Annotated in this window: 21 protein-coding genes; 11 read left to right on the forward strand and 10 right to left on the reverse strand. The window is 62.0% G+C overall.

The features are described 5' to 3' along the window. The first annotated feature begins 10 nt into the window (after positions 1-10). From plsX to IM737_RS00540, 4 genes are all read left to right on the forward strand, one after another. A complete protein-coding gene (plsX, locus tag IM737_RS00525; protein ID WP_236897514.1) occupies positions 11-1,081 on the forward strand; it encodes a phosphate acyltransferase PlsX in 1,071 nt (356 codons plus the stop codon). Then, positions 1,078-2,055 (forward strand): beta-ketoacyl-ACP synthase III, encoded by a 978-nt coding sequence (locus IM737_RS00530; RefSeq protein ID WP_236897516.1) that lies wholly within the window; start codon positions 1,078-1,080, stop codon positions 2,053-2,055. The genes plsX and IM737_RS00530 overlap by 4 nt, the downstream gene beginning before the upstream one ends. Positions 2,056-2,295: 240 nt before the next feature. Further along, positions 2,296-2,607, forward strand: coding sequence for an integration host factor subunit alpha (locus IM737_RS00535; protein WP_236897518.1), 312 nt, complete (start codon positions 2,296-2,298; stop codon positions 2,605-2,607). Positions 2,608-2,631: 24 nt separating this feature from the next. Continuing rightward, the gene (locus IM737_RS00540; protein ID WP_236897520.1) at positions 2,632-3,087 is read left to right on the forward strand and encodes a MerR family transcriptional regulator; all 456 of its coding nucleotides are present in this window, start codon (positions 2,632-2,634) and stop codon (positions 3,085-3,087) included. 15 nt (positions 3,088-3,102) lie between these two features. Here IM737_RS00540 and IM737_RS00545 read toward each other — a convergent pair whose 3' ends face one another. The 3 genes from IM737_RS00545 to IM737_RS00555 form a co-directional block, all read right to left on the reverse strand. Next, positions 3,103-4,275, reverse strand: coding sequence for an NAD(P)/FAD-dependent oxidoreductase (locus tag IM737_RS00545; protein ID WP_236899985.1), 1,173 nt, complete (start codon positions 4,273-4,275; stop codon positions 3,103-3,105). Between the two features lie 89 nt (positions 4,276-4,364). Then, positions 4,365-4,676, reverse strand: a complete 312-nt coding sequence (locus tag IM737_RS00550) for a MocE family 2Fe-2S type ferredoxin (protein ID WP_236897522.1) — start codon at positions 4,674-4,676, stop codon at positions 4,365-4,367. 157 nt (positions 4,677-4,833) lie between these two features. Beyond that, a complete protein-coding gene (locus IM737_RS00555; RefSeq protein ID WP_236897525.1) occupies positions 4,834-5,922 on the reverse strand; it encodes a fatty acid desaturase family protein in 1,089 nt (362 codons plus the stop codon). Between the two features lie 172 nt (positions 5,923-6,094). Here IM737_RS00555 and IM737_RS00560 point away from each other — a divergent pair, with 172 nt between their 5' ends. The 6 genes from IM737_RS00560 to iolG all read left to right on the forward strand — a co-directional run bounded on the left by IM737_RS00560 (position 6,095) and on the right by iolG (position 12,943). Continuing rightward, the gene (locus IM737_RS00560) at positions 6,095-7,126 is read left to right on the forward strand and encodes a LacI family DNA-binding transcriptional regulator (RefSeq protein ID WP_236897527.1); all 1,032 of its coding nucleotides are present in this window, start codon (positions 6,095-6,097) and stop codon (positions 7,124-7,126) included. Positions 7,127-7,273: 147 nt separating this feature from the next. Beyond that, the gene (locus IM737_RS00565; RefSeq protein ID WP_236899986.1) at positions 7,274-8,101 is read left to right on the forward strand and encodes a TIM barrel protein; all 828 of its coding nucleotides are present in this window, start codon (positions 7,274-7,276) and stop codon (positions 8,099-8,101) included. Between the two features lie 79 nt (positions 8,102-8,180). Beyond that, positions 8,181-9,131 (forward strand): substrate-binding domain-containing protein, encoded by a 951-nt coding sequence (locus tag IM737_RS00570; protein WP_236897529.1) that lies wholly within the window; start codon positions 8,181-8,183, stop codon positions 9,129-9,131. Between the two features lie 136 nt (positions 9,132-9,267). Further along, positions 9,268-10,806 (forward strand): sugar ABC transporter ATP-binding protein, encoded by a 1,539-nt coding sequence (locus tag IM737_RS00575; protein ID WP_236897531.1) that lies wholly within the window; start codon positions 9,268-9,270, stop codon positions 10,804-10,806. Positions 10,807-10,843: 37 nt separating this feature from the next. Further along, positions 10,844-11,860, forward strand: coding sequence for an ABC transporter permease (locus IM737_RS00580; RefSeq protein WP_236897533.1), 1,017 nt, complete (start codon positions 10,844-10,846; stop codon positions 11,858-11,860). 45 nt (positions 11,861-11,905) lie between these two features. Further along, positions 11,906-12,943 carry an inositol 2-dehydrogenase gene (gene iolG / locus IM737_RS00585; protein WP_236897535.1) on the forward strand — a complete coding sequence of 346 codons (1,038 nt, stop codon included), beginning with the start codon at positions 11,906-11,908 and terminating at the stop codon, positions 12,941-12,943. 147 nt (positions 12,944-13,090) lie between these two features. Here the strand turns inward: iolG and iolB are convergent, their stop codons facing one another. From iolB to IM737_RS00615, 6 genes are all read right to left on the reverse strand, one after another. Then, positions 13,091-13,891: a 5-deoxy-glucuronate isomerase gene (gene iolB / locus IM737_RS00590; RefSeq protein ID WP_236897537.1), complete on the reverse strand. Its 801-nt coding sequence runs from the start codon at positions 13,889-13,891 to the stop codon at positions 13,091-13,093. Further along, positions 13,836-14,084, reverse strand: coding sequence for a DUF3329 domain-containing protein (locus tag IM737_RS00595; protein WP_236897538.1), 249 nt, complete (start codon positions 14,082-14,084; stop codon positions 13,836-13,838). Before IM737_RS00595 ends, iolB begins: the two co-directional genes overlap by 56 nt. A 33-nt stretch (positions 14,085-14,117) precedes the next feature. Beyond that, positions 14,118-15,032, reverse strand: a complete 915-nt coding sequence (gene iolE, locus IM737_RS00600) for a myo-inosose-2 dehydratase (RefSeq protein ID WP_236897539.1) — start codon at positions 15,030-15,032, stop codon at positions 14,118-14,120. Positions 15,033-15,178: 146 nt separating this feature from the next. Then, a complete protein-coding gene (gene iolD / locus IM737_RS00605; protein ID WP_236897540.1) occupies positions 15,179-17,026 on the reverse strand; it encodes a 3D-(3,5/4)-trihydroxycyclohexane-1,2-dione acylhydrolase (decyclizing) in 1,848 nt (615 codons plus the stop codon). Positions 17,027-17,233: 207 nt separating this feature from the next. After that, positions 17,234-19,171 carry a bifunctional 5-dehydro-2-deoxygluconokinase/5-dehydro-2-deoxyphosphogluconate aldolase gene (locus IM737_RS00610; protein ID WP_236897542.1) on the reverse strand — a complete coding sequence of 646 codons (1,938 nt, stop codon included), beginning with the start codon at positions 19,169-19,171 and terminating at the stop codon, positions 17,234-17,236. A 118-nt stretch (positions 19,172-19,289) separates the two neighbouring features. Next, a complete protein-coding gene (locus IM737_RS00615) occupies positions 19,290-20,132 on the reverse strand; it encodes a MurR/RpiR family transcriptional regulator (protein WP_236897543.1) in 843 nt (280 codons plus the stop codon). 122 nt (positions 20,133-20,254) lie between these two features. On the opposite strand from IM737_RS00615, the gene IM737_RS00620 reads away from it, so the two are divergent. After that, positions 20,255-21,370 (forward strand): Gfo/Idh/MocA family protein, encoded by a 1,116-nt coding sequence (locus IM737_RS00620; RefSeq protein WP_236897544.1) that lies wholly within the window; start codon positions 20,255-20,257, stop codon positions 21,368-21,370. A 21-nt stretch (positions 21,371-21,391) separates the two neighbouring features. Here IM737_RS00620 and IM737_RS00625 read toward each other — a convergent pair whose 3' ends face one another. Next, positions 21,392-22,375: a DMT family transporter gene (locus IM737_RS00625; RefSeq protein WP_236897545.1), complete on the reverse strand. Its 984-nt coding sequence runs from the start codon at positions 22,373-22,375 to the stop codon at positions 21,392-21,394. Positions 22,376-22,429: the final 54 nt, after the last annotated feature.

A 22,429-nucleotide genomic window follows, 5' to 3' on the forward strand; every position in this document is an offset into this window, starting at 1 on the left:
ACGGGCTGAAATGACCGACTCAATAACAATATCGGTGGACGCCATGGGGGGCGACAATGCCCCCCGCGCCGTGATCCACGGTGCGCATCTCGCCCTCAAGGAACGCAAGAACGTCAGGTTCATCTTTCACGGCCGGCAGGAGCAGATTGCTCCGCTGCTCGATGAATTCCCTGACCTCAAGTCCGCTTCGACCGTCCGTCACTGCGAAGGCATCATCGCCATGGATGAGAAGCCCAGCCAGGCCTTGCGCAAGGGCAGGGGCACCTCGTCGATGTGGATGGCCATCCAGGCGGTCAAGGACCGTGAGGCCGACGTTGCGGTCTCCGGCGGCAATACCGGCGCCCTCATGGCCATGGCGACCTTCTGCCTGCGACCCATGGAGGGCATTGCCCGTCCTGGCATCGCGGCCATCTGGCCCACCCTGCGCAGCGACATCATCGTCCTCGACATGGGCGCCACCATCGGCGCCGACGCCCAGCAACTGGTCGACTACGCCATTCTTGGCTCCGCCCTGGCGCGCTGCCTCTTCGACGACGAAGCGCCCACGGTGGGTCTCCTCAATGTCGGCACCGAAGAGGTCAAAGGCCTCGACTACATCAAGGAAGCGGGTCGCATCCTCACCGAGGCCAGCGGCTCCGGCTTCACCTATCATGGCTTCGTCGAAGGCGACGATATCGGCAAGGGCACCGTCGACGTCGTCGTCACCGAAGGCTTTGTCGGCAACATCGCCCTCAAGACCGCCGAGGGCACCGCCCGCCAGGTTGGCTCCTACCTGCGCAGCGCCCTTAAATCCAACCTGATGAGCCGGATCGGCGCCTTGTTCGCGACATCGGCCCTCAATGCCCTGCGCCGCAAGATGGACCCGCGCACCGTCAATGGCGGTGTGTTCATGGGTCTCAACGGCATCGTCATAAAATCGCATGGCGGCACCGACGAAGTCGGCTACAAGAGCGCTCTAAGTCTTGGCTACGAAATGGCGCGAAGCGACCTGATCGCCAAGATCGGCGAGACCATGAAGCGCTTTCCCATCAAGGCAGTAGCGACGACTGCCGAATCAGAACCCGAGGCTAAACAGGCGTGACCAAGACGCGTTCCATCATCCGTGGTGTCGGTGGCTATTTGCCTGAAAAGGTGCTGACCAACGCCGAACTGGCCACCATGGTCGATACCTCCGACGAGTGGATTCAGCAGCGTGTCGGCATCAAGGAGCGGCACATCGCCGCCGAGGGCCAGTTCACATCTGACCTGGCCGTCGAGGCCGCGAAACGGGCGATGGATGCTGCCGGCGTAACGCCCGACGACATCGATCTGATCATCGTCGCGACCACCACGCCCGATTATACTTTTCCGGCTGCCGCGACGCTGGTCCAGATGAAGCTGGGCATGCATCACGGCATGGCCTTCGACATCCAGGCCGTCTGCTCCGGCTTCGTCTATGGCGTCGTCACTGCGGACAGCTACCTCAAGAACGGCCTCGCCAATCGCGCGCTGGTCATCGGCGCCGAAACCTTCTCGCGCCTGCTCGACTGGACCGACCGCACCACCTGCGTGCTGTTCGGCGATGGCGCCGGCGCCGTGGTGATGGAAAAGATCGAACTGCCCGACGATGCGCCGGAACAGGGCGTCCTCGCCTCGGCCCTTCGCTCGGACGGCCACCACTGGGAAAAGCTCTATGTCGATGGCGGCCCGTCCACGACGGGCACCACCGGCCACGTCCATATGCAGGGCCCGGAAGTTTTCCGTCACGCAGTCGGCAAGATCACCGACGTCGTCTATGCCACGCTCGAAAAGTCCGGCTACACCATCGCTGACCTCGACTGGTTCGTGCCCCACCAGGCCAATAAGCGCATCATCGAAGGGGCAGGGGCCAAGCTCGGCCTGCCGCCCGAAAAGGTGGTGATGACCGTCGATATCCACGCCAACACCTCGGCCGCCTCGGTACCGCTGGCGCTGAGCGCGGCCGTTGCCGATGGCCGCATCAAAAAGGGTGACCTCGTCATGCTCGAAGCCATGGGCGGCGGGTTTACCTGGGGCGCGTCTCTCATTCGTTGGTGACACGGTATCACCGTGTTGACCTTAGTGCTTTCAAGGCGTTAGTGTCGTTTCTGGGTGGAGGACGCAGCGTAGAAATCAACCGCACGAGGGGTTTGTGACGGTTTTCGCGCTGATCGAGCGGAAGGATTCCCGTGGTATGGCTCGGCCCTGCATAGGGTCGTGCCGGCAGCACATTCGATAAGGGACGCGCACGCGTCTCGTCATGGGAATTTCGACCTTTCGGACAACACGGGGGTGCGAATGACGCAGAAGACGGTAACGCGGGCGGATCTCGCCGAAGCAGTCTATGGAACGGTTGGGCTGTCGCGGACAGAGTCGGCCGAACTGGTCGAGCGGGTTCTCGAATTGATCGGGGATGCGCTGATTACCGGCGCCAACGTCAAGCTATCCTCTTTCGGATCCTTCCAGGTCCGCTCCAAGAACGAGCGTATAGGGCGCAATCCCAAGACCGGCGAAGAGGTGCCGATCCTGCCGCGGCAGGTTCTTGTGTTCAAACCGTCCAATGTGTTGAAGTCTAAGATCAACAAATCTATGGTTCGTGCTGGAAAATAAGCACTCCAGCGAGTCTCAGCCTTCGTGGACAAGTCGCCAGACGCCTTCCGGACGATATCTGAAGCTGCCGAAGAATTGGACCTGCCTCAGCATGTCCTGCGCTTCTGGGAGACTCGTTTCTCGACGATCAAGCCACTGAAGCGCGGCGGGGGACGTCGCTACTATCGCCCCGAGGATGTGCTGCTGCTGCGCGGCATCCGTCACCTGCTCTACGATCAGGGCTTCACCATCAAGGGCGTCCAGCGCATTCTCAAGGATCAGGGCAGCCGCTATGTCATCGCCGTGGGCGAGGGCAAGCCGCTCGAAGAAATCCTGCCGATGATCGAACAGGCCGAAGCCATGAGCGACGAGGCCGAACTCGAAGAAGCCGTCATGATCTCGAGCCCTGGCCTCGACCGCGAGTCGCGCGACAAGCTCTCCGACGTCCTGCGGGAACTCCTTGAATGCAAACGCATCCTGGAACGCGCACGCGAGGCGTGAGTCAGGCGACAGCCCTTATGCCGCCAACAGCCCCTTGAGCTTCACTCCGGCATCGCCCAGCGCATCAGCACTCGGCCTTGCGCCGCGTCCAATCAGCATCTCCGCCAGCCGGATATCCTTCGCCACCGCATTGCCCACGCCGATCCCGCTCGCCGCCACCAACCGGCCATCCTCTGCCATGTGAAACAGGATGGTCGCGCCATCTCCGAGATCGCGGCGCACCACCGTGACGCCTTCATCGGAAAGCCCGGCAATCTGCAGCGTCAGCTCATACTGATCCGACCAGAACCATGGCACGCTGGCGATCGCCTCTTTGGCTCCGAGCATGTTGCGCGCAGCCAGGTTCCCCTGGTCCTGCGCGTTCCGCCAACTCTCGAGTCGCACCCGTCGCCCGCCATAAATCTCCAGCGGAAACGAGCAACAATCGCCCGCCGCCAGGATATCCGCGTCGCCGGTCGCGAGATGCCGATCAACGGCGATGCCGTTGTCGACCGCGAGGCCCGCCTGTGCCGCCAGCGCCACATTCGGCAAGGCGCCGATTCCCACGAGCACCAGGTCCGCGACCACGCGTCGTCCGCTGTTCAGCTGCACCGTTGCCGCGCTCACGTCACTGCGGATCGCAGCAATGTCGTCGCCAAACACCAGCTCGACGCCCTCCAGTTCGTGCCGCGCCTGTATCCGGGTGGCAATCGGCTCCGGCACCGCACGCGACAGCAGCCTGGGCAGGGCCTCGATCACCGTCACCTCGGCGCCGCGCGTCCGTGCGCTCGTGGCCAGTTCCAACCCGATAAAACCCCCGCCGACAATGGCCAGCCGCCGCCCCGGCAACAATTCCTCACGCAGCCGTCGCGCATCGTCCAGCGTCCGCAGATAGACTATCCGATCGCCCTCAACACCCAGTAGCCGCCGCGGCGACGCGCCGGTTGCCAAGAGCAGCTTGTCATAGGGCAGGGCGCGGCCATCGCCCCCAACCAGTCGCTTCGTCTCCCGATCGACCCGCTCAACCTGCAGGCCGCCACGAAACGCTATGTTCGCTTCAGCCATCCGCTCCGCCGTGGCAATGGTCTTGGCCACAAGCACCTCGGCCAGCATACCCTCCTTGCTCAGCGGCGGCCGCTCATAGGGCAGGTGGCTCTCCCCACCGATCAGCGTGACATCGCCATCGAACCCCTGCTCGCGCAAAGCCATGGCGACCCGTGCCCCACATTCGCCGGCGCCCACAATCACAAAATGCTGCGTCACAGCCGCCTCCCAGTTTCCGCCCGCCGTCGTGGTTCTCAAACCTCGATGAACACCGCGCCGCCTTCGACCTTCACCGCATAGGTCCGCAGGTTCACGCAGACCGGCGCGCCCTTGGCCTCGCCTGTCTTGTAGTTGAATCGCCCGTTATGCTTGGGGCACTCGATGATGTCGTCCATCACCAGCCCATCCGCCAGGCTGATCTGCTCGTGCGTACAGAGTCCGTCCGTGGCGAAATACCGGTCATCAGGGCTACGATAGATGGCAAAGACCTTCCCCCCATGGTCGAAGCGGATCACATCCTCCTCGTCCACATCGTCAGCGCCACAGGCTTCAATCCACTCGGCCATCTTGTCTGTCCTTACGTTTTAGTCGTGCCTCGACGCACCATCAGTCGGCGTCACCCTCCCCTTGCGGGGAGGGAAGCGAGGTAGGACTTAGCCCTTGCTAGGTCCGTCAACCGAGCAGGAAGGGGAATGCCTCCGCATACGGGGCAGGGGCCAAGGCTTACTCCGCCGCCACCGCCCCATCGCCGTTGTGGAACACTTCCTTGTACGGCTTTGCCGTCGCCGGCAGTTCGCGCTTGAGGAAGTAGTCCTCGTTCCGCAACTGCCGCAGAAAGGCCGGGACCATCTCCCGATAGCCGTCGACGATCGACCGGTTCGGCGCCGGAAGGTCATGCTTGATCATCTCATGCAACTGCGGCAGTGCGTGGTAGGGCACCATGGGAAACATGTGGTGCTCCACGTGGTAGTTCATGTTCCAGTAAATGAAGCGGCTCACCGGGTTCATCAGCACCGAGCGTGAATTGAGCCGGTGGTCGATCACATTATCCGCCAGCCCGCCATGTTGCAGCAGTCCGGTCAGCACATGGTGCCAGGCGCCATAGAGCCTCGGCAGTCCAACAAGCATCAGCGGCAGGATCGACCCCATCCAGATCGACAACGCAACCGTCGCCGCATAGATGGCCACCCAGATACGAGCCACTCGGATCATTTTGTGCCGCTCCATCTCGGGGATGAAGCTGGCCTCTTCCCGGGTGATGACACCGGCCGCGTTGCGCACCATGTCGATCGCGGCATGGCCGGCATCGAGTATGCCGAAGAAGTTGAGGATCACCCGCACCAGATCGGGCGGCCGCATCACGGCAATCTCAGGGTCGCGCCCAACGATGACCGTGTCGGTATGGTGCCGCGCGTGGCTCCAGCGCCAGGTCACCGGGTTGCGCATGATCATGAAGCAGGCGATCTGGTAGACCACATCGTTCATCCACCGCGTCTTGAACGCCGTGCCATGCCCGCATTCGTGCCACCGTGAGTCCGAGGCCGAGCCATAGAGCACGCCATAGGCCAGGAAGACCGGCACAGCCCACCACGTGCCCCACAGCAAAATGCCTGCAACTGCGAAGACCAGCATTGAGCCAAGCCAGATTGCCGTGTCGCGAATGGCCGGGCCATCGGAGCGCTGCATCAGCGCCTTCATCGTCTTGCGGTCGATATCGCTGTGGTACCACTCAGCCGCCGCCAGCCCATTGGCGAGGGCGGCTTCCGAGCTCTTGCCCAGCAAATTGTAATCGCGTTTCGCTGATGCGGCCATGTGTGCCTCCCGCGTGTATCTCGGTGTCAGCCAATTGGGCCGATAGGGTGCGATACATCGAATGCCATGTTGCTACGAAACTTGCGCTTTTGAGGCAATGCGATCATGATGGTTTCTATCATTCGCGTCATTCTGGCTCTTCACTGGTGATGGATTATATCAAGGTTCGCTCATGGCCCGTCGTCCCACCGTCGCCGATATCGCACGAGTTTCCGGCCTCAGCGTCGCAACAATCGACCGGGTGCTCAATGCCCGGCTGCCGGTGAAGTCCGAAACGGCGGAGCGTGTCTTCGCGGCGGCCGAGCAGATTGGCTATCACGGCACTGGCCTCATCCGGCGCCGGCTGGAGCAGAACCTGCCGCATTATCGCTTTGGCTTCCTGCTGCAGCGACCGGACCAGTTATTCTACCAAGACTTCGCCCGCGCGCTGGAATATGCGGCCACCACGCAAGTCCAGTTTCGAGTGCAGCCCAGCATCGCCTTCCTGCCATCGCAGATCCCCAGCGAAGTTGCCGATAGATTGCGTGAGATGGCACGGCGAACTGACGCCATTGCCATGGTCGCCGTCGATCATCCCGCCGTCACCGCTGCGGTCGCCGAGGTGCAGGCTATGGGCAAGCCCGTCTTCTCGCTGCTGTCCGATTTTGCCGCCGGCGTCCGGCACGGTTATATCGGCACCAACAATCGCAAGGTTGGGCGCACCGCCGGTTGGCTGATTGCCAAGGCGGCGCCGGGGCCCGGAAAAGTGGCGGTCTTTGTCGGCAGCCACCGCTTCCACGGCCACGAGATGCGGGAGATCGGCTTCCGCTCCTATCTCCGTGAGTCGGCGCCCGAACTCAGTATCATCGATACCCAGGTCAGCCTTGAAGACGGGGCCCTGGCACATGAGGCTACGCTCGACCTGCTCCGGCGCCATCCCGACCTCGTCGCCATCTACGTTGCCGGTGGCGGAACAGAAGGCGTGATCCGGGCTCTGCGCGATGAGTCGATAGCCGGTCGTGTCGCCCTCGTATGCAACGAACTCAATCCCGTCACCCACGCTGCTCTGGCCGACAATATTGCTACCGCTGTGATCGGCACGCCTCTCGATACGCTGTCGCCCCAGCTCATGTCGTTGATGGCATCGGGGATTTCCGCGCCATCGGCCGATTCAAGCGGCCAGACCTTTCTGCCGTTCGATATCTACGTGTCCGAGAATATTTGATCGACCACGAGAGTATAGAAGGCGGTCTGTTTCATCCATTTTTGGAATGAACATTCCGCATTGACAATGCAACAGAACCTGTGTTTCATTTGAACCAACAAATGATCGGGCCATCCATAAAGCGCTCGGCATTGCAGGGAGTTGCCAATCTTGTCGCTCGATTTCGCGATCAACCACATGACCGCACCGCAGCTCTCGCTCGCAGATTTCTTTGCGCTCGCGTCGGCTCTGAATGCGCCACGCGTTGAAATTCGCAACGACATATCCGGCAATGCCATCCTCAATGGCACCTCCGCCGCCGAGGTCAAGCGCCTCGCCACAGATAATGATGTATCCATCATTTCCATCAATGCGCTCCAGCATTTCAATCATTGGTCTGTTGATCGGTCCGCCGAAGCCGAATCCCTGGCCGCCTACTGCGCCGAAAGCGGCGCAAAGGCCCTGGTTTTGGTAGCCGACAACGGTGGCCAAGTGCTTGATAGCGCAAAGCGAATTTCCGATGCGACGGATTCGCTGGTCGGACTTGTCCCCATCCTCCGCCGGTTTGGTATCATCGGTCTGGTGGAGTGTCTTGGTTTCGAGACCTGCTCGCTTCGCTCCAAAAAGGAAGCGGTGGCCGCAATCGATGCTGCCAATGGTCGGGATGTGCTGCGACTAACGCATGACACGTTCCATCATTATCTGGCGGGCGAGCCGGACATCTATCCAGAGCTCACCGGTCTTGTTCACATCTCCGGCGTCGACGATCCCTCCGTGCCTGCCGCTGCCATGCGCGATAGTCACCGCGTTCTTGTGGGTCCGCAGGATCGTCTAGAAAATATCATTCAAATCAAAGCTTTACGTGGCGCTGGTTATACCGGACCACTGTCCTTCGAACCCTTTGCCGAGGAACTCCGCCATCTCCGCGATCCCGCCGCGGCAGTTCGGCAATCCATGACTTTCATTACCGACGGTCTCAAGGCCAAGGCGGCCTGAGGCAACAAGCATTCCCGAAAAGGGATAATCCGGAAAAAGAGGGTGCGACCGGACACCTGCTCTGTGGAGGAGAAACCAAATGAAGAAGCTCGTACTGGCTGCGCTGACGACCACCATGCTGACCGGCTTTGCCGGCGCCGCCTATGCTGAAACCGTTGGCGTCAGCATGGCCGCCTTTGACGACAATTTCCTGACCGTGCTGCGCAATGGCATGCAGGATTATGCCGGTACGCTCGAAGGCGTCGAACTGCAGGTCGAAGACGCGCAGAACGACGTGTCCAAGCAGATGAGCCAGATCCAGAACTTTATCGCTTCCGGCGTCGACGCCATCATCGTCAACCCGGTCGATACCGACGCGACCGCGCCGATGTCCCAGCTCGCCGCCGAAGCCGGCATTGCGCTGGTTTATGTGAACCGTCAGCCGGTGAACCTCGATACCCTGCCGGAAAAGCAGGCTTTCGTGGCTTCCAACGAAGTCGATTCCGGCACGCTCGAGACCAAGGAAGTCTGCCGCCTGCTGACCGAAGCCGGCAAGACCGAGGCCAACATTGTGGTGCTGATGGGCGAACTGTCCAACCAGGCCGCTCGCCAGCGCACCCAGGACATTCATGACGTGATCGCCACGCCGGAATGCTCGTTCATCAAGATTGCCGAGGAGCAGACCGGCAACTGGTCGCGTCAGCAGGGTGCCGACCTCGTGACCAACTGGCTCTCCGCCGGTATCGCCTTCGACGCCGTCGTCGCCAATAATGACGAAATGGCCATCGGCGCCATCCAGGCACTCAAGGCTGCCGGTATTGCCATGGACGCTGTCATCGTCGGCGGTGTCGACGCGACGGCTGACGCTCTGGCTGCCATGGCAGCTGGCGATCTCGACGTGACCGTGTTCCAGAACGCGGCTGGTCAGGGCGCAGGCGCCCTCGATGCAGCTCTTGCTCTGGCTCGTGGCGAAGCCGTTGAACGCGAAGTCTGGATCCCGTTCGAACTGGTGACCCCGGCGAACCTCGCCGACTACCAGAACAAGAACTAAACCTCTTCCTCCTGCGACGTCATCGCCCGGCCAATTCGCTGGGCGGTGACGTCGGGTGGGAAACACCTCTTGGATGCGCCCGCCAATCGGCGCATCCTTTATCAAAAACGCCCGAACGGGCAGGGAGGCGAGAGCGATGGTCAGTCCGCAGACGATGCGTGCGGTCCGCGAGAGCGGCGCAGTGCCAAACGCCCCCTTCCTTCTGGAAATTGCCAACGCCCGCAAGGAATTCCCCGGCGTTGTAGCGCTCGACGATGTGTCGCTGCAACTCAAGCGCGGCACAGTCCATGCGCTGATGGGCGAGAATGGCGCCGGCAAGTCGACGCTGATGAAGATCATCGCCGGCATCTATACGCCCGATAGCGGTACGGTGACCCTGCGCGGCGTGCCCATTGTTCTGAAGTCGCCGCTCGACGCACTCGAGAACGGTATCGCCATGATCCATCAGGAACTCAACCTGATGCCGTACATGACGGTGGCCGAAAACATCTGGATTCGCCGCGAACCACTGACCCGCTTCGGCTTTGTCGATCACGGCAAGCTCAATCGCCAGACCGAAGACCTCTTCGCCCGCCTCAATATCGATATCGATCCCGAAGTGCAGGTTTCGACCCTCTCGGTGGCCAGCCGTCAGATGGTCGAGATTGCCAAGGCGGTGTCCTATGAGAGCGATGTGCTCATCATGGACGAGCCGACCTCGGCACTGACCGAGACCGAAGTGGCGCATCTGTTCCGGATCATTCGCGACCTGCGCGACCAGGGCAAAGGTATCGTCTACATCACCCACAAGATGAGTGAGCTATTCGAGATCGCCGACGAGGTGTCGGTGTTCCGCGATGGCCGCTATATCGGCACCCACGCCTCATCCGACGTCACCCGCGACGACATCATCCGCATGATGGTCGGTCGCGAAATCACCCAGATGTTCCCCAAGGAAGAGGTGCCGATCGGTGACGTCGTGCTGTCGGTCAGGAACCTGACGCTCGATGGCGTCTTCTCCGACATTTCCTTCGACGTTCGCGCCGGCGAAATCCTCGGCGTCGCCGGCCTGGTCGGCTCGGGCCGCTCCAATGTCGCCGAAACCCTGTTCGGCGTTACACCAGCATCGTCGGGCACCATTTCGCTGTTCGGCAGCCAGGTCCAGATCACCGCGCCAGACGTGGCCATCGGCCACGGCATGGCCTTCCTGACTGAAGATCGCAAGGATACCGGCTGCTTCCTGATGCTGGATATCCAGGAAAACATGCAGATGGCCGTCCTCAAGGGCGACAATCTCAGCTCGGGCTTCGTGCGGCAGGGTGCACTGGACAAGGTCTGCGAAGACATGAGCGCCAAGCTGCGCGTCAAAACGCCGAACCTGGCCGAGCGCGTGGAAAATCTCTCCGGCGGCAACCAGCAGAAGGTGCTCATCGGTCGCTGGCTTCTCACCAATCCCAAGGTGCTGATCCTCGACGAGCCAACACGCGGCATTGACGTTGGCGCCAAGGCGGAAATCCACAAGCTGGTCACGCAGCTCGCCCGTCAAGGCGTGGCCGTGATCATGATTTCATCCGAGCTGCCGGAAGTCCTGGGCATGAGCGACCGCATCATGGTCATGCATCATGGCCGAGCGACGGGCTTCCTCGATCGCGCCGAGGCCGACCAGGTCAAGATCATGGACCTAGCGGCACGATGACCAACCAAATCAGATACGTCGCCGGGAGGACCCAGCCATGACCACGACTTCCGAGACCGTCGCGCCGCCGCGCACCCGCCGCCGCAAGCTGCCGACCGAGCTTTCCATTCTGCTCGTGCTGGCCGGCATTGCGCTGACCTTCGAGGCCCTGGGCTGGATCTTCATCGGCCAGTCCTTCCTGATGAACCAGCAGCGTCTGACCATCATGATCCTCCAGGTGTCGGTGGTCGGTATCATCGCCGTCGGCGTTACCCAGGTCATCATCACCGGCGGCATCGACCTCAGTTCCGGCTCGGTGGTCGGTATGACAGCCATGATCGCCGCCAGCTTCGCCCAAAGCGCCGATTGGGCCCGACCGGTCTATCCGGGCCTGGTGAGCCTGCCGGTCTTCGTTCCCCTGCTGATCGGCCTCGCCATTGGCACGTTGGCCGGCATCCTCAACGGTTCGCTGATTTCCTACACCAAGATACCGCCCTTCATCGCCACGCTGGGCATGATGGTGTCGGCCCGTGGCGTGGCCAAGTGGTACACCAAGGGTCAGCCCGTCTCCGGCCTGACGCCAGAATTCAACTTCATCGGCTTCGGCATCTGGCCGGTGGTGATCTTCCTCGGTGTCGCGCTGATTTTCCACATCGCCCTGCGTTACACCCGCTACGGCAAGTTCACCTACGCCATTGGCGCCAACCCGCAGGCCGCCCGCGTCTCGGGCATCAATATCGAAAAGCACCTGATCAAGGTTTATGCCATTGCCGGCATGCTGGCTGGCCTGGCTGGCCTCGTCACCGCCGCCCGTGCCCAGACAGCGCAAGCCGGCATGGGTGTGATGTATGAACTCGACGCCATCGCCGCAGCGGTTATCGGCGGCACCTCGCTGGCCGGCGGGCAGGGGCGTATCACCGGTACGGTCATCGGCACGATTATCCTGGGCACCATGACCTCGGGCTTCACATTCCTGCGTGTCGACGCCTACTATCAGGAGATCATCAAGGGCATGATCATCGTCGCTGCCGTGGTGGCCGACCAATACCGCCAGCGCAAGCGCAAAAAGGCCTGATCCTCGTTCCGCGCCACCTCCCGGCGCCACTATCGGAGACTACAAATGACCGTTCGTTTCGGCCTGCTCGGCGCTGGCCGCATCGGCAAGGTGCATGCCAAGGCCATCACCTCCAATCCCAAGGCCAAGCTCGTCGCCGTCGCCGACGCCTTCGAGAAGGCCGCCAGTGACCTCTCCGGCCAATATGGCTGCGAGATTCGCACCATCGAGCAGATCCTGGCCTCGGCCGATATCGACGCCGTGGTCATCTGCACGCCGACCGATACCCATGCCGACCTGATCGAGCAATTCTCCAAGGCCGGCAAGGCCATCTTCTGCGAAAAACCGATCGACCTCAGCGTCGAGCGCGTCAAGGCCTGCCTCAAGGTTGTCGATGCCGAAGGCGCGACCCTGATGGTCGGCTTCAACCGGCGGTTCGACCCACATTTCACTGCGGTGCATGACGTGATCGCCAAGGGTGAAATCGGCGCCGTGGAAATGGTCACCATCGTCTCGCGCGACCCAGGCGCCCCTCCGGTGGACTATATCAAGCGTTCCGGTGGCATCTTCCGCGATATGACCATCCACGATTTCGACATGGCCCGCTGGCTGCTGGGCGAAGAGATCGAAACCGTGACCGCCCAGGCCTCGGTGCTGGTCGATCCCGCCATCGGCGAAGCCGGTGATTTCGACAGCGTCTCGGTCATGCTCTCCACCGCCTCGGGCAAGCATGCCACCATCTCCAACTCCCGCCGCGCCACCTATGGCTATGATCAGCGTATCGAAGTGCACGGCTCCAAGGGCGCAGTCTCGGCCGAAAACCAGCGCCCCGTCTCGATCGAAGTCGCCAACGCCACCGGTTATACCCGCCCACCGCTGCACGACTTCTTCATGACCCGCTACACCGAAGCTTATGCCCACGAAATCAGCAGCTTCATCGACGCCGTTGAATCAAAATCTCCGGCGTCGCCGAGTGGACTGGACGGGCTGATCGCCCTGGCGCTGGCCGATGCGGCGTTGAAGTCGGCCACGGAAGGCCGCTCGGTGAAGGTAAGCGAGATCACCGGCACATTGGCGGATAAGAGCGTGTTCCAGGGGCGGTAAGCCCCCAACAACCGCGGTGTCACCCCGGCGCAGGCCGGGGTCCATCCTGAGATGACTGGACCTGCTGTAAACGCGGAATGTCTTCAGGATGGATTCCGGCCTTCGCCGGAATGACATCGGAGTTGGGTAGGACGGCCCGTGCCGCCCCTACTTCAACAGCCACTCATGCTCGGGCGCATTGTGGAATTTCCATACCCGCTTCGGCCCGGCCATGACGTTGAGATAATACAGGTCATACCCCGCCGTCGTCGCCACCGGGTGATAGCCCCTGGGCACCATCGTCACGTCGCCATCTTCCACCGCCATTGCCTCATCCAGCGAACGGTCGTCGGTGTAGACCCGCTGGAAGGCAAAGCCCTGCGGTGGGTTCAGCCGGTGGTAGTAGGTCTCTTCGAGGAAGCTCTCGTGGGGCAGGTTGTCCTGGTCGTGCTTGTGCGGCGGATAGGACGAAGTGTTGCCCTGCGGGGTGATCACCTCCACCACGAGCAGCGAATGGGCCGAGGCGTCGTCCTCGGGCATGATGTTGTAGACATGGCGCACATTGGCGCCCTTGCCACGGCTGACGCGCGGATGGGTGCCCGGCGCAATGACCTTGGCAGCATAGTCGCCACCGCCTGGCGCTGCACAGACCGCCAGTTCCAACGCCGTCGTGGCATCAGCCACCCAATCGCTGCCCTGGGGGACATAGACCGCCCACGGCGCGCCTTCGAAGGGCGACATGCGCTCGCCGATCTCGCCAAAGTCGACGCCATTCACCGAAATCCGCGCCTTGCCGCTGACCAGCACCAGGCACAGCTCCTGCGCACCCGATTCGCCGCCGGTTACCTCGCCAGATGCCAGCTTGTGCAGGCCAAAGCCGACATAGGTCCAGCCAGCCGAGGCCGGCGTGATGTCATGAACCTGTCCCGTCGTTCCCTTCGGGTGGACTAGGAGGGGGGATTTGCTCATCGGCGGGCGCTTCCTTGGGAAAGGCATAGAAGAAATTGTAGAGCGAGTAGGCGAGGGCGGCGCCGACCAGGACGCCCCAGAACGGCTCCTTGTTCCACAGCCATTCCCAGGCGCACCACAAAGCAAGAAATCCGGTGACGGCAACGCGCCGCCACAGGGGTCGAAACCAGTTTATGTCGTTGGGCTTGAGCATCCGTCTACCTTCAGGAACCGTTGCCGGTTCTTATCATCCGGGGAAGCCCTGTGTCTCCACCGTGTATCCGGCTGCGGTCATCACCCGCATCAGCTCCTGATAACCCACCTGAGCCATACGCAGCGGCGGATTTGGTTTGGGATCCTGCTCGGCCTCGACGACGAACCAGCCCTCATAGCCGTAGTCGGCAAACTTCTGCACGATCGCGCCGAAATCGAGCGACCCATCGCCCGGCACGGTGAAGGCGCCCAGAGCCACCGCATCGAGGAAGCTCTGCTTGCTCCGATCGAGGCCATCAACCACCGAGCGTCGGATGTCCTTCACATGCACATGGTTGATGCGGGCGTGGTGGTTGTCGATGGCGCGCAACACGTCGCCTCCGGCAAAGGCGAGATGGCCGGCATCGAGCAGCAGGGGAATGCCTTCGCCCGAATGGCGCATGAACGCGTCAAGCTCCGGCTCGGTCTCGACCACGGCGGCCATGTGATGGTGGTAGGAGAGGGGCATGCCCTGTTCCGCGCACCATTCGCCAAACGCGGTTACCTTGCGCGCGTAGGTCTTCATCTCATCATCCGAGAGCTTCGGCTTTTGCGCCAGCGGAATACCCCTCTTGCCTTGGATCGACCGGCCAACCTCGCCATAGACGACGCAGGGCGCATTGACCGCCTTAAACAGGTCGATCATCGGCTGGATGCGATCCTTGTTGGCGCTGAGGTCTTCGTCGACCAGCGTCCCCGAAAACCAGCCACCGCACAGGGTCACATCGGCAGCCTTGAGAATCGGCAGCATCACATCGGGATCGTCAGGGAAGCGGCGGCCCTTTTCCATGCCGGTAAACCCGGCCGAGCGCGATTGGCGCAGGCATTCTTCGAGGGACACGTCATCGCTGAGTTCGACGAGATCGTCGTTCCACCACGCGATGGGGGACATGCCGAGTTTGGCTTTCAATTTGTGCTCCATTCACTGCCACGCCTCGTGGTTCGAGGGTCGCTGCGCTCCCACCTCACCATGAGGCTACTGGGAGTTCGATTTCAAAGTAGCCCTCATGGTGAGGTGCGAGTTCTTCACGAGCCTCGAACCACGAGGGCGTGGCACTATCCCGCCCGCTGCGCCTGCAGCGCCTTAACATACGCTTCCCGCGCCGCATTCACCTGCGGACGATCGCTCACCTCCGGCACCGCCACATCCCACCAATGCCCACCGGCGTTGGTGGTGATCAATGGATCAGTGTCGATCACGATGACAGTGGTCCGGTCCACGCCTTCGGTTTCCTGCAGGGCCGTTTCCAGTTCGGCAATCGAGCCTACCTTGCGCGACACGGCTCCCATCGACGCCGCATGCGCGGCAAAATCGATTCCCGGCAGAGTGACATGGTGGGTGTCCTTCAACAAATTGTTGAAGTTGGCGCCGCCTGTGGCCATCTGCAGCCGGTTGATGCAGCCATAACCGGCATTGTCGAGCAGCACGATGGTGAGCTTGGCGCCCAGCATGATGGAACTGACGATTTCGGAATTCATCATCATGTAGCTGCCATCGCCGACCATGACGATGACGTCGTCGTTAGGGCGCGCCAGCTTGACGCCGAGGCCGCCGGCAATCTCGTAGCCCATGGTCGAGAAGCCATATTCCATATGGTAGCTGCCCGGGCCACCGGCCTTCCACAGCTTGTGCAATTCGCCCGGCAATCCGCCCGAGGCGCAGACCAGCGTGGCGTTCTGGCGCGCCCGCTGCACCGCGCCGATCACCTGGGCGTCCGACGGGAGCTCGGCATTGGTCGAGGCGGTCGCCTTGTCGGAGTCGATGAGCCATTCGTCCTTGCCGGACTTGGCCTTGGCGGTCCAGTCGCTATCGGCCTGCCAGCCGGTCAGCGCCTGGTTGAGCGCGTCGAGACCCACGTTGGCATCGGCCACCAGGGGCAGGGCGCTGTGCTTGTGCGCATCGAAGGGCTGAACGTTGAGCCCAATGATCTTGAGATCATCATTCTTGAACAGGGCCCATGAGCCGGTGGTGAAGTCTTGGAGGCGCGAGCCCACAGCCAGCACCACGTCGGCCTCTTCGGCTAACCGGTTCGATGCCGAACTTCCCGTAACCCCTACCGAACCCATATTCAGTGGATGATCGTGCGGCAGGCTGGACTTGCCGGCCTGCGTCTCCATGACCGGCACGCCATAGCGTTCGGCAAAATTGCGCAGAGCTCTAGTCGCCTCTGAATAGAGCACGCCACCGCCGGCAATGATGACCGGCTTTTTGGCCTGCAACAAAGCTGCGGCCGCCGTGGCGAATTCATCGGCATCGGGCATGGTACGGCGTGTGGTCCATACCTTTTCGGCAAAAAAGCTCTCGGGGTAATCATAGGCTTCCGCCTGCACATCCTGGCACAGGCTCAGCGTCACCGGCCCGCATTCGGCCGGGTCGGTCAACACCTGCATGGCGCGGCGCAAAGCCGGGATAATCTGTTCAGGACGCGTGATGCGGTCGAAATAGCGGCTGACCGGCTTGAAACAGTCATTGACCGTCACAGTGCCGTCGCCAAAATCCTCAGCCTGTTGCAAGACCGGGTCAGGCAGGCGATTGGCGAAAACGTCGCCCGGCAGCAGCAGCACGGGAATGCGGTTCACATGTGCCAGTGCGGCAGCCGTGACCATGTTCAGAGCACCCGGTCCTATGGACGTCGTGCAGGCCATGAAGCGGCGGCGGAAGCTCGCCTTGGCGTAGGCAATAGCCGAATGCGCCATGCCCTGCTCGTTCTGGCCGCGATAGGTCGGCAGCGTGTCTTTGATGCCATGCAGGGCCTCGCCGATGCCGGCCACATTGCCATGGCCGAAAATGGCGAAGACGCCGCCAAAGATCGGCACGGTCTCGCCATCGATGACAGTTTTCTGCATCGTCAGGAACCGGGCCACGGCTTGGGCCATCGTTAGTCGGATCGTGTTCTGGCTCATGGCCTTGTTCCTCAAAAGTACTGAACCATCGGCTCTTTCGTCTCCCTCCCCCTTGTGGGGAGGGAAGCGAGATAGGACTTAGCTTAGCTAAGTCCGTTGAAATCGAGCAGGGTGGGGGTATGGTTCCGCACACTCGGTTCGTGTGGCCACCCCCACCCTTGATCCCTCCCCACAAGGGGGAGGGAGACGACTGCGAGGCGCTGGCGACTAAGCCGCCTGACTTTCCCCCAGCCGGTCCCAGACGTCCACCAGCGCCCCGAACTTGCGTGCCATTTCGGCTACCGCATCCTCGTCGCTGATCGTACCCGCCAGCCAGCCCTTCGCCGACTCGGCAAAGATCGTCCGGCCCACGGCAAAGCCCTTGACTGTCCGCGAGCTGCGGGCTGCGGCGAAGCCTGCTTCCAGCACGTCATGCGGCGCTTCCAGCCCCAGCAGTACGACACCGCGGCAATAGGGATCACGCTCTTCGATAACCTGGTCGATGGCGGCCCAGGCCGCCCGATTGGCCTGCGGCTCGAGCTTCCACCAGTCGGGCTTGATACCGGCGTCATAGACCTCGCGCAAAGCCTGCGCGATGGTGTCGTCACCCAGTGCGCCATGCTTGCTGGCGATGATTTCGATCAGCAGATCGCGGCCCACCTTGCGCGCCGCCTCGTAGGCAGATCGAAGCTTTTCGATCTGCACCTGCTTGAGGTCGGCGGCATCGTCGGGGTGGTAGAAGCACAGTACCTTGATGCAGTGATCCACCGGCCAATCGATCAGGCGTGAGCCGAGGTCCTGGCTGAATTCGAACTGCAATGGGCGCGAGCCTGGCAATTCGATCGGCTTGCCGATCCAGAAATCGTTCTCTGCGCCTGCTTCAAACAGCGCATCGCGGCCATACTTGTCGTCGAGCAGCATGCCGAAGCCGGGGCGGCCATTGGCGACACGGACAGCGGCTTTGACGGCCAGCGTCTTGAAGGCCGGAATACGTGCGAGCAGCTTGGCATCGCCGTTGGCGAGGTCTTCGAGCTGGCTGCGGTGGTCGATGGCCAGCGCCTTGAGACTTGGGATATCGCGACGACGATTGGTGGCCCAATGGATGTGGTTGAGCTCCGCATCCTTGCGCAGCGCCCGTTCGGAGCTGCCATTGGCGAGGAAGTAGTTGAGCTCCTCCCAGCTCGGATATTCGGGGGCACAGAGCAGCCGGGACACCGCGAAGGCACCGCAGGCATTGGCCCAGGTGGCGCTGGTCGCATGGGGTTCGCCCTTGAGCCAGCCCCGCAGCCAGCCGCTCATAAAGGCGTCACCCGCGCCCAGCACGTTGTAGACCTCGATCGGGAAACCCTTGCCGACGATGCCGTGTTCGAGATCATCGGGGATCGCGCCGTCGTAAACGATGCAGCCCATGGGGCCGCGCTTCAGGACGATCGTGCCGGAGGATAGGGAGCGGATCGTCCTGAGCGCGGAGAGCAGGTCGGACTCGCCGGAAGCGATGAGCACTTCCTCCTCGGTGCCGACGATGAGATCGCAATCGGGCAGGATGGACTTGTATTTCTGCGAGACGACATCGGACGCAACATAGCGGGAGAAGCCGGCCTCGTGGCCTGCCAATCCCCAGAGATTTGGGCGGTAGTCGATGTCGAACGCCACCTTGGCGCCATTGGCTTTGGCCAGGCGGATGGCCTTCTTCTGTGCCGCTTCGCTATTTGGCCGCGAGAAATGCGTGCCGGTGACGACGATGGAGCGGGACGAGGCGATCAGTGCCTCGTCGATATTGCTCTCGTCGAGCGCCATATCCGCGCAATCGGTGCGGTAGAAGATCATCGGCGACACGCCCTCGGCTTCCACCGAGAGCAAAACGAGGGCGGTTAGGCGATCCGGATCGGTGGCGATGCCACGCGTTTCCACGCCTTCGCGATCGAGTTGCTCGCGGATGAACCGACCCATCTGCTCATTGCCGACGCGGGTGATCAGTGCCGATTTGAGGCCAAGCCGCGACGTGCCGACCGAGATATTGGTGGGGCAGCCGCCGACCGATTTGGCGAAACTGCCGATGTCTTCGAGCTTTGTACCGATCTGCTGGCCATAGAGGTCGACCGAGGCGCGACCGATGGTGATAACGTCGAGAACCTTCGTCCCGTCATCGGGGTGCGCATTGCTCACGGCGATCCTCCCATGCGGCCCTCGGCCGATATCAAGTCATCCAGCATGCTGGTTGGCGATATGAAACATGGGTTCCGGCAATTCGTCAATATGGAATGTTCGTTCCAATTGTGAAATCTCAGCGGCGGCGGCGCTTTTCCGCGATGCTGACCGTCAGTGCCATGGCAAAGGCCATACTGGCCGAAAGTGATCGGAAGCCGGCGTGATCGGCCTCCACCACCTCGAACCATTCTTTGGAACACTCAGCCAATGGCGAAAATGCCGAATCGGTCAGCGACACGACCGGAATGCCGCGCGTCGCCATCGAGCGGGCCTGGGCGGCACTCTCGGAGGCATAAGGCGAGAAGCTGATGGCAAAGGCAGCGTCCTTGGGGGTCGCCATTGCCAACATATCATCGTCGATGCCGGCCGAGGTGCCCACCAATTGGCACTTCACTCGCAATTTGCCGAACGCATAGGCCATGTAGCTGCTGATCGGGTAGGAGCGGCGCTTGGCGATGAGGTAGATGGTCTCGGCATTGGCCAGCAGCGTCACCGCCCGCTCGAAGCCGTCAGGGTCCACTGCCGCCGCAATGGCATCGATGGAACGATGCGCCGCCGCGATGAAGCCGTTGAAGATCGTCGTGCTTTCGGCCAAAGCCGCGCCATTGGCTTCGAGGGTCCGCAGGCGATCTTCATATGACGATGTCCGTTCGCGCAGGCGAGCGCGGAACAGCAATTGCAGCCCGGAAAACCCGTCAAAGCCGAAATGCTGGGCAAAACGGACAAGGGTCGATGGCTGCACATTGGCCGATATGGCGATACTGGCCGCAGTGCCGAAGGCGATCTCGTCGGGATTGTCGAGCGCATAGGCTGCCACCTGCGTCAGCCGCTTGGGCAATTCGCCTTTCCGCTCCAGGATAGCGGCGCGCAGGGCATCGAAGTCCTGCGGCGGCGGCACTTTTTCGGACGTCTCGGACATGGGCTCGATCTCGCTTTGGCGACCATAATCCTCAATCTGCGACAGCAATCAAGTCCCGTTAGAAAGCCTATTCCGGAAATGGAACAAATGGATTATCCATTTCACCAAGTGTGGAGGACGGAATGAAATCATCAATCGGCATCGGCCTTATTGGTACCGGCTACATGGGCAAATGCCACGCGCTGGCCTGGAACGGCGTGAAGGCGGTGTTCGGCGATGGTCCGAAGCCCAGGCTTGTGCACCTCGCCGAGGTGAACGGCGATATCGCGCGCAAGAAGGCCGACGAGTTCGGCTTTGCGAAGGCGACAGGGAATTGGCAGGAGTTGATCGCCGATCCGGAGGTGGAAGTGGTGTCAGTAACGACGCCCAATGCCTTCCATGCCGAGATGGCGATTGCGGCGCTGGAGGCGGGCAAGCATGTCTGGTGCGAAAAGCCGATGGCTGTCGCCTTGGCCGATGCCGAGCGTATGGCCGCCGCCGCCAAGGCGTCGGGCAGGGTGGCGGTGCTGGGCTACAACTACATCCAGAACCCGCTGATCCGGCAGATCGGCGCGATCCTGGCCGATGGTACCATCGGTACGGTGAACCATGTCCGCCTCGAAATGGACGAGGACTTCATGGCCGATCCGGATGCGCTGTTCTACTGGAAGAGCGAAGCCAGCTCGGGCTATGGCGCACTCGACGATTTCGGCGTGCATCCTCTGAGCCTGCTGCAGGTGTTGTTCGGGCCCGTAACCAAGGTTTTCGCCCATCTCAGCAAGCCCTACGCCGACCGTCCGACCAAAGAAGGGACGCGACGCGCAGTCGAAACCTTCGATATCGCCAGTGTACTCCTTGAGTTGGGCGAGGGGATAAGTGGCGTCATGGCGCTCGATCGGTCGGCATGGGGCCGGAAGGGGCGCATCGCGCTGCAGATATTCGGCAGCAAGGGCACCATTGTCTTCGATCAGGAGCGGTTCAACGAACTGCAGCTCTATGTGACGTCAGACAAGCCGACCGAGCTGGGCTTCCGCACCATCCTGGCAGCGCCGCAGCATGCGCCCTACGACCGCTTCATTCCGGCGCCGGGGCACGGGCTGGGCTTCAACGATCTCAAGATCATCGAATGTCACGAATTGCTCAAGGCGATCGGCGGCGAGACGGCCCGTGTGATCGACTTCGATACCGGCCTCGGGATCGAGAAGGCGGTGCACGCGATGGCGCAGAGCCATCGCGAACAGCGTTGGGTGGCGGTTTAGTCCGCCACCCAGTATGGGCGGTTAAGCCGCGCTCAACGTCTGCTGCTTCTGCTGGGATTCCACCCAGTAGATGACGATCGAGGCGGCCAGGATGAGGGCGGCACCGGGCCAGAACAGGTTTCCCGGAACCTGGCTGAGGATGACCCAGCCGAGCAATCCGCTCAGCGGCACTTTGAGATCGCCGAAGGGCTGCAGATAGGTCGCATCGGCCGCCTTGTAGGCGATGGCGAGCAGGTACTGTGCGGCAGCCGTCAGGGCGCCGAGCAGGACCAGCAGCCCGAGAGCGGTGCCGCCCGGCAGGGCGAAGACGTTGTCGGTCAGGCCCGCCGGCAGCAGGCCGGGAGTCAGCCCACCGAGCGCCCAGACGGCCAGCAGGATCAGCAGGTGGTTCGGAGTCACCAGGACAAGCAAGGAGATGGTCAGCGTTTCAGGGCTCTCGCCCTGCTTGCTGAGATACTTGGTCAACACGTCGGTCGTGGCCCACAGCGCTGCGGCCAGGATCGGGATGAGGGCCGCCGCGTTCAGGGTTTCCGCCCCGCCCACGCCCGACACGATGATGGCGCCGACAAAGCCGACCAGCGCGGCGCCGATACGAACCGCAGAGGCACGTTCGCCCAGGAACAGGGTGGAGCCCAGGATGATGAAGAGCGGGCCGGTGGCCAGCAGGGTCACCATCTGCCAGATCGGCACGCCCGTGGCGAAGCCATAGACGAAGACATGCACGCCCAGCGCCGAGACGAAGGCACGGATTTCGTGCGCCAGCGGATGGGTGGTCCGCAGGTTGCCGAGGCCGATACGCATGATCAGCGGCAGGGCCAGGATCGAGGCGATGACATATTGCCAGAAGGCCATGCCGGTCGAACTCATGCCGTAGCCACCATATTCCACCGGCGTCGGCAGCGCCGATTGCAGCAGATTACTTCCGGCAAAGGCGAGGCTTGCCGCGATCATGAAGATGGCGCCCGTTGCGGCACCGTTGCGTGGGGTAGAGGAAACCTGGTTCATAGTAAGTCCTTTCCGTAACCAGTTTCCTCAGGGTTACGGAAGTCACGTGTCCCG

It is taken from the genome of Devosia sp. SL43 (assembly GCF_021729885.1).
In the GTDB taxonomy this organism is placed as follows: domain Bacteria; phylum Pseudomonadota; class Alphaproteobacteria; order Rhizobiales; family Devosiaceae; genus Devosia.

Coding starts and splice junctions, on each gene's coding strand:
- IM737_RS00620 (WP_236897544.1), top strand. CDS start 20,255: ATGAAATCATCAATCGGCATCGGCCTTATTGGTACCGGCTACATGGGC.
- IM737_RS00545 (WP_236899985.1), bottom strand. CDS start 4,275: ATGGCTTTGCGCGAGCAGGGGTTCGATGGCGATGTCACGCTGATCGGT.
- IM737_RS00625 (WP_236897545.1), bottom strand. CDS start 22,375: ATGAACCAGGTTTCCTCTACCCCACGCAACGGTGCCGCAACGGGCGCC.
- iolB (WP_236897537.1), bottom strand. CDS start 13,891: ATGAGCAAATCCCCCCTCCTAGTCCACCCGAAGGGAACGACGGGACAG.
- IM737_RS00560 (WP_236897527.1), top strand. CDS start 6,095: ATGGCCCGTCGTCCCACCGTCGCCGATATCGCACGAGTTTCCGGCCTC.
- iolD (WP_236897540.1), bottom strand. CDS start 17,026: ATGAGCCAGAACACGATCCGACTAACGATGGCCCAAGCCGTGGCCCGG.
- IM737_RS00575 (WP_236897531.1), top strand. CDS start 9,268: ATGGTCAGTCCGCAGACGATGCGTGCGGTCCGCGAGAGCGGCGCAGTG.
- IM737_RS00570 (WP_236897529.1), top strand. CDS start 8,181: ATGAAGAAGCTCGTACTGGCTGCGCTGACGACCACCATGCTGACCGGC.
- IM737_RS00615 (WP_236897543.1), bottom strand. CDS start 20,132: ATGTCCGAGACGTCCGAAAAAGTGCCGCCGCCGCAGGACTTCGATGCC.
- IM737_RS00555 (WP_236897525.1), bottom strand. CDS start 5,922: ATGGCCGCATCAGCGAAACGCGATTACAATTTGCTGGGCAAGAGCTCG.
- IM737_RS00580 (WP_236897533.1), top strand. CDS start 10,844: ATGACCACGACTTCCGAGACCGTCGCGCCGCCGCGCACCCGCCGCCGC.
- IM737_RS00535 (WP_236897518.1), top strand. CDS start 2,296: ATGACGCAGAAGACGGTAACGCGGGCGGATCTCGCCGAAGCAGTCTAT.
- iolG (WP_236897535.1), top strand. CDS start 11,906: ATGACCGTTCGTTTCGGCCTGCTCGGCGCTGGCCGCATCGGCAAGGTG.
- IM737_RS00595 (WP_236897538.1), bottom strand. CDS start 14,084: ATGCTCAAGCCCAACGACATAAACTGGTTTCGACCCCTGTGGCGGCGC.
- plsX (WP_236897514.1), top strand. CDS start 11: ATGACCGACTCAATAACAATATCGGTGGACGCCATGGGGGGCGACAAT.
- IM737_RS00550 (WP_236897522.1), bottom strand. CDS start 4,676: ATGGCCGAGTGGATTGAAGCCTGTGGCGCTGACGATGTGGACGAGGAG.